This is a genomic window from Armatimonadota bacterium (assembly GCA_020354555.1).
Classification (GTDB): domain Bacteria; phylum Armatimonadota; class Hebobacteria.
Genome location: CP070648.1, coordinates 1,454,172 through 1,459,785 on the forward strand (window position 1 = coordinate 1,454,172; position 5,614 = coordinate 1,459,785).

The following is a 5,614-nucleotide window of genomic DNA, read 5'->3' on the forward strand; positions in this document are numbered from 1 at the left end:
AGGAAAGCGGGGCGTATTCCACGGGGGCCCGTGCTTCCGAAGAAGGCAGGGCGGGGAAAGGTGCGTGCGGTTCCCCCTGGTACCAGTAGGCGACGCTCGAGTAGTCGTTGCCCTGATCGTTGGCGTGGCCGTGCTCGATGGTCACGCGGATTGATTTTCGGAAATGCACCGGATCCTCGATGTGGAACCGGTACAAGCTCCACTTGCCCGACCAGCCGACCACATCCTTGCCCAGCGACACGCCCGTGTACGGGCCTGAGTACTCGCCGCTCGGGAATCCCCAAGCCTCGCAGAAGTAATCCTCCGTGCCGGTGCCGTGGAGCGACGGCGGCCATTTTTCGCCGTCCACGAAGATCATGTCGTCGCCTTCGCCGTACCAGGTGTGGTTCTGATGGTAGGCGTTGAAGTTGTCAACGCTGAGCACGCAGCCGACGAAGTGGCCGCGTCCCTTCGCGTCGAGGATGACGTAGTTGTCCTTGCCGGTGAGGTTGATCTCCGGTTTCCCCGACGGGAACTTGATCTTCTCGCAGGGATGCTCCTGGTTGTAGCACGCATGGAACCGGGCCTGGTTCTCGTCGAGCGCGTCGTACAGCTCGTGGTCAATGTAGTAGTAGAACGAGCGGACGGGCTTGTCTGACTGGTTCTCGACGGTGATAAGCGCGCGCGTGGCGAACGGCATCGGGAAGTAGCAATTCATCCCGGCGTTGCGTCCCCAACCCGGCCCCTTGATCATCGAAAGCGGCAGGGACACGAAGTGATTCGCGAGTGCGTGGCCGACGCCGAAGAAGTCGCCGACGGGCGTCTCGACGCTGGGTTTGCGCTCGCCGTCCCAGAATGCGCGAAGCACGAGCTTCCTGAGATAGTTGGGATCTTCCGCAGCGATGGTGAACCAGATATGGCGGACGGCACCAGCCCCCTTGATGTCGGCGAGCGTTGCGGTCTGGCCCGGCTCGATGGGTATCGCGTCGCGATTGCCGCCAGTCTGATCCCACGACGAGACCCGTTTGGTGCGCACATCGCGCAGTGTGGCGAGGCCGGCGAGCGGGCTGTGGGGGACAAGGGATGGCTTCTTCGGCATGCTGTTCTCCTTGCGGGGCGGTGAGGAATGTCGCTCCTGCGTCTTGCGCGGGTCCGCCCCCGACGTTCTCCTTCTGGTGCAGCAATGGCAAGGGCACGGCGTGCCGTGCCCTTGTCGCTGTATCTACATCACTCCGGCCATTCGGCGGACATGACGCCGGTGGCTTCTTTGAGCGGGAGCGGAACCGGCTCGCCGGAGCGCGCGGATTCGTAGGCCGCCTCGGCCAGCTCGACCGCCTTCCTGCCGTCAATGCCGGGGATCGTCACCGGAGTATCGTCAAGCACCGCGTCCACCCACTCGCGGACCTCGCGGGAAACGGCGGGCTCGACTGTGATCTGACTGCTCTCGATAATCTCCGGCTCTTTGCCGAACGCCCCGTGTCGCAGGGTCAAGCCGCCGAAGAACACCGCCCCCTCGCGGCACTGCACCTTGGTGCTGCCGTCGCCGATGGCCGACGCGACGCTGGAGTGCAGTTGCCCCATCGCGCCGTTCACGAAATCCACGATGACGAACAGTTGATCGGGTGAGTGGAGGCGCTCCTGGACATAACGGTGGCCCAGGGCGTAGACGCTCTTCGCATCGCCGCAGATCTGACTCATGAGGTCGAATTCATGGGCGTTGATCTCCATCAGGATGCCGCCGGACTTCTGGTGGCTGTCGCGCCAGCGGACGCCCCACGCGCCGCCGTAGCCGCCGCCGATGCGCGTGATGCTGCACGCAATCGGCTCACCGTAGATCCCGGAGCGCACAAGCTCGATCGTCTTCGCCTGCATCGGCAGATAGCGCAGCACCTGGCCGACCTGGAGCTTGACGCCGGCTTTATCCGTCGCCTTAATAATCGCATCGCAGTCCGACACGTTCGTCGCCAACGGCTTCTCGCAGAAGATGTGCTTGCCCGCCTGCGCGGCGCGCGCGCAGCCGTCACGGTGGAGATAACCGGGGGTGGCGACGATGACGCCCGCGATATCGTTACGCGCCAAGATTTGCTCGCCGTCGTCGCCGTATGCATCCGCGCCGAGTTCCGTGCCTAGCTTCGCCGCCACCTCCGAGTTGATGTCAGACACCGCGACGACCTCCGCCCGGTCGAGGCCCGCAGCGGCCTTAGCCAGACCCGACCCCATCGAGCCGGAACCGATCAGTCCGATACGAAGCTTCGCCAATGTGACCTCCAGTGCATGGATTCACGCCGATATTCGACCGGGGAGCGGGGAGACCTCTTGGCGGTGGGCACTCGCGCAGTGGCACATGCTAGAGTGCGTAACCGTCGCACTCCATACTCGCCTCGCCGTTCTGCCGCAACGTCGCCGCCCGTCGCCGGCTCTATGGAGTGCGGGGCTTCAGCCCCGCTTTGAAAGCGGCGGTCAACCGCCGCACTCCATATAGGGCTCGCCTATCTGCCTGCGGGCAAGAGTGTCGCAAGCTGTCTCGCGGCTTGGGCAGCCGCCTACCCGCGCAACCGCTGGAACCAGGCCCAGCTTCGCGATGCGCGCAGCGCGCGCCGTAGGCGGCCGCACGACTCGCACCGCCAGCAGTGCTCCTCCCCGCCGCGGTAGCAGCTCCAAATGAGGTCGAGGGGCGCGCCACTCTCGCGGCCGAGTCGGATAATGGCAGCCTTATCGATGTCCTGTGTATAGCTCGTGACGCGGGGGCGGCGCAGCGTCGAGAGGCGGAGCGCGCGATTCGCGGCGCGTATGAACTGCGGGCTGTTGTCGGGGAACGTGGCGGCTTCCTCGGCGTTGAAGCCGGCCACGATGAGGTCGCAGTCGAGCGCCTCAGCGAACGCGGCGGCGATATTGACGAACACGCCGTTACGATTGGGCACCCAGACCGCGCGCGCGGATTCCTGCGCCGCGTCGCCGTCCAGATCCGCGCGGCCCGGCTGCGGGAGGTCGCCGCGCCCGGTGAGCGCCGACTGACAGATTCCACGCAGCCAAGGGAGGCGCACGACGCGGTGACGCACGCGAAGCCGAGCGCACATCGCTTTCGCGGCCGCGACCTCGCGCGCGGCCGCAAGCTGGCCGTAGTCGAAAGTAAGGGCGAGGGCGACGTCCGTCTTCTCGTGTGCGCGCTGGAGGTTGACCGCGGAATCGAGGCCGGCGGAGAGGAGCACTATGCTTCGCGGGCGCGCCATGCCGGGATCACCGCTCGCACGGCTCGCCGTAGCTGGCGGCGGACTTGGGACTCTCGTATACCGTTACTCGAACCGGCCAGATCTTGCGCTCGCCGAGGCCCTCCATCTCGCCGATGGCGCCCGCGACGTGGTGGAAGATATGCCGGGCGAGGTTCTCGCTGGTCGGATTCTGGCTCTCGAAAGCCGGCACGTCATTGAGATACTGATGATCCAACTCGCGGACGAAGGATTCGCAGATGCGCTTGATCTCGCGGAAATCGAGAAGCATGCCGCGATGGTCGAGTTCCTCGCCGGCGATCTGGATGACAACACGGTAGTTGTGCCCGTGCAGTCGCGCGCACGGCCCCTCGTAGCCCTCCAGCGCATGTGCGGCGGAGAATTCGGTCTCGACGGTCAGCTCGTACATCCGAAGCTCCTCGCAGCGTGTTGGTCAGCGACGTGCGACGCTTGCGGACGGGTCTAGCGCCTGGGGCCCGCGGCGGCCGGTCGCGATGCGGTCCTGCGTTTGCGCGCGCCGGCGACGAGGTCCGCCAGGGTCGTGCGCTCCAGCACGCCTGCCATTTCCTCCTGCGCTTGCGACCACATCTCCTGTACCGCGCAGTTCTCATCCGCGGGGCAGCGGCCCGGGTTGCTCAGGCAACGGAAAATCACGAGCGGCCCCTCGAGCGCCTCGACGACCGCGCGCACGGTGACTTCCTCGGGCTCGAGCGCTAGGCGTACGCCGCCGCCGAATCCGCGCGTGGTCACGACCAGGCCGGCCTTGCCGAGGTCGCGCATGATCTCCGGCATGAACTTGGGCGGGATGCCCTGTCGGCCGGCGATCTCCTCGAACGTGCTCTGCCCGCCCTGAAGCCCCAGGTCGAGCATCGCGCGCACGCCGTATTCAGCTTTGGCGGATAGCTCCATCCCACTCAATCCCGCAGCCTCTCCCGCTTATGGAGAGGCTGGCCCGACTGCTCGGATCGGGCGACGGTGCGCGTCGCAGCCTCTTACCCTCACCTGGTTCCTCTCCCTGGAAGGGCGAGGAGTGTGCCATACGATCACAAGGCTTGCGGTGACGCCTGATCGCCATCAAGCCGTCGCCACGTCGTCCTTCTCGCCGGGGGCCTCGCATGCGACGCCGTCGGCGTCGTGCGAGTGCGCGGCGACGAGTTCGTCGTGCTCTTTGATGTCGAGCCCTTTGCCGGTTGTCTTCTTGAGGTAGTCGTCAATCGCTTTGTGCAGCGCCTCCTCGGCAAGCACCGAGCAGTGCATCTTGACCGGGGGCAGGCCGCCGAGCGCCTCGGCGACCGCTTTGTTCGTGACCTTCAGCGCCTCGTCGATCGTCTTGCCCTTGACCAGTTCGGTCGCCATGCTGCTGGTGGCGATCGCGGCACCGCAGCCGAAAGTCTGGAACTTGGCGTCAGCGATGCGCCCGTCCTCGACCTTGATGTACATGCGCATGATGTCACCGCATACGGGGTTGCCAACGTTGCCTATGCCATCGGCGTCCGCCATCTCGCCGACGTTGCGCGGGTTGGCAAAGTGCTCCATGACCTTTGTGCTGTATTGCATCCCTATCTCCACGGCGTCGCCAGAGGCGGCGTAAAGTCAAGCATTCTACTTCAGTTACTATACTACCTCCGAATCCCGACGTCAATACCTCCGTCGTGGTGCGTGGGAGCGACAGGCCGCGCGCTGCTCGCCTCAGTGCATCTCGCCGAAGTGGTAGAGAACGATGGTGGCGGCGACGAGGCCGGCGGTCTCGGAGCGCAGGACGCGGGGGCCCAGGGAGACGACGCGCGCGCCCGCGGCGGCGAAGCGTTCGATCTCTTCCGGCGAGAAGCCTCCCTCAGGGCCGATGGCGACGGCGACGGACGCCGCCTTGGGGCACGCGCCAAGCACTTCGCCGAGCGGGGTCGAGCCGCCAAAGCGAGGCCGAGATTCTTCGCTCCGCTGCGCTTCGCTCTGAATGACAGTGGACCGGGTCGCATTACGCCGCGTAGGCGCTGCGCCCACGGCCGCATCGCCAATGTGCGGCACGAGCGCCAGGTCGAAGGACGGCACGCGCTCGACGACGGTTTCGACCGCGACCGGCCCAGCGACAGGCACGAGCCGCGCGCGGCCCGACTGCTCGACCGCGTGCAGCGCGATCTTGCGCCAACGCGCGAGCTTGGCCCCTTGCCCACCGCGCGGCCGCGCCACAGTGCGACGAGTGATGACGGGCACGATTTCGCTCACGCCGATTTCCACGCATTTCTGGATGACGCGCTCCATCGCGTCGCCGCGGGGGATGGACTGAAACAGTGTGACTTTGACCGCCGGTTCCGGAACGGGTTCCACCGATTGGGTGACCCGCAGTGTCGTTTGAGTGCGGTCGGCGGACTCGATGGCCGCTTCGCATTCGCTGCCGCGGCCGTCGAAGA

The 5,614-nt window shown here is 66.0% G+C and carries 7 protein-coding genes; all 7 read right to left on the reverse strand.

Annotation, left to right across the window (positions count from 1 at the left end; genetic code table 11):
- The coding region (locus tag JSV65_05865; protein UCH35878.1) for a DUF2961 domain-containing protein at positions 1 to 1,078 on the reverse strand (1,078 nt) is incomplete at its 3' end.
- Positions 1,079 to 1,206: 128 nt separating this feature from the next.
- Positions 1,207 to 2,238, reverse strand: a complete 1,032-nt coding sequence (locus JSV65_05870; protein UCH35879.1) for a Gfo/Idh/MocA family oxidoreductase — start codon at positions 2,236 to 2,238, stop codon at positions 1,207 to 1,209.
- Between the two features lie 284 nt (positions 2,239 to 2,522).
- On the reverse strand, positions 2,523 to 3,209 hold the full coding sequence (queC, locus tag JSV65_05875; protein ID UCH35880.1) for a 7-cyano-7-deazaguanine synthase QueC: 687 nt from the start codon (positions 3,207 to 3,209) through the stop codon (positions 2,523 to 2,525).
- A gap of 7 nt (positions 3,210 to 3,216) precedes the next feature.
- Complete coding sequence (queD, locus tag JSV65_05880) at positions 3,217 to 3,615, reverse strand: 6-carboxytetrahydropterin synthase QueD (GenBank protein UCH35881.1); 399 nt, start codon at positions 3,613 to 3,615, stop codon at positions 3,217 to 3,219.
- A gap of 53 nt (positions 3,616 to 3,668) precedes the next feature.
- Complete coding sequence (locus tag JSV65_05885) at positions 3,669 to 4,124, reverse strand: Rrf2 family transcriptional regulator (protein UCH35882.1); 456 nt, start codon at positions 4,122 to 4,124, stop codon at positions 3,669 to 3,671.
- A 156-nt stretch (positions 4,125 to 4,280) separates the two neighbouring features.
- Positions 4,281 to 4,763: a Fe-S cluster assembly scaffold protein NifU gene (gene nifU / locus JSV65_05890; protein ID UCH35883.1), complete on the reverse strand. Its 483-nt coding sequence runs from the start codon at positions 4,761 to 4,763 to the stop codon at positions 4,281 to 4,283.
- A 132-nt stretch (positions 4,764 to 4,895) separates the two neighbouring features.
- The coding region (locus tag JSV65_05895) for a 16S rRNA (uracil(1498)-N(3))-methyltransferase (protein ID UCH35884.1) at positions 4,896 to 5,614 on the reverse strand (719 nt) is incomplete at its 5' end.